1 protein-coding gene is annotated in these 812 nt (G+C 64.8%); it reads left to right on the top strand.

Translation table 11 applies throughout. From position 1 onward, the window contains the following. On the top strand, positions 1-812 hold an 812-nt coding region (ilvA, locus tag PQR02_RS40600), incomplete at both ends, for a threonine ammonia-lyase, biosynthetic (RefSeq protein WP_408243415.1).

Below are 812 nucleotides of genomic sequence, written 5' to 3'. Positions count from 1 at the left end.
GACGGCACGGCGGTGAAGCTGGTCGGCGAAGAAACCTTCCGGCTGTGCAGCGAATATCTCGACGACGTGCTGCTCGTGAACACCGATGCGCTGTGCGCGGCGATCAAGGACGTGTTCCAGGACACCCGCAGCGTGCTCGAACCCGCGGGCTCGCTGGCGGTCGCCGGTGCCAAGCAGTATGCGGAGCGTGAAGGCATCGAGAACCAGACGCTGATCGCGATCACGTCGGGCGCGAACATGAACTTCGACCGCATGCGCTTCGTCGCCGAGCGCGCCGAAGTCGGCGAGGCGCGCGAAGCGGTGTTCGCGGTGACGATCCCCGAGGAGCGCGGCAGTTTCCGCCGCTTCTGCGAACTGGTCGGCACGCGCAGCGTCACCGAGTTCAACTACCGGATCGCGGACGCGAATTCGGCGCATATCTTCGTCGGCGTGCAGATCAGGAACCGCAGCGAGTCGGCGCAGATCGCGGGCGCGTTCGAAGCGCACGACTTCGCCACTGTCGACCTGACCTTCGACGAACTCTCGAAGCAGCATATCCGCTACATGGTCGGCGGGCGCTCGCCGCTCGCACATGACGAGCGGCTGTTCCGCTTCGAGTTTCCGGAGCGGCCGGGCGCGCTGATGAAGTTCCTGTCGTCGATGGCGCCGAACTGGAACATCAGCCTGTTCCACTATCGCAACCAGGGCGCGGACTACAGTTCGATCCTGGTGGGCATCCAGGTGCCCACGAGCGAGACCGGCGCGTTCGACCGCTTTCTCACGACGCTCGGCTATCCGTACTGGGAAGAGACGCAAAACCCGGTGTATCGCCT

It is taken from the genome of Paraburkholderia sediminicola (assembly GCF_046026895.1).
Classification (GTDB): domain Bacteria; phylum Pseudomonadota; class Gammaproteobacteria; order Burkholderiales; family Burkholderiaceae; genus Paraburkholderia; species Paraburkholderia sediminicola_C.
The sequence above is the reverse complement of the archived record's forward strand: the minus strand, read 5'-3'. Positions and strand labels throughout refer to the sequence as shown.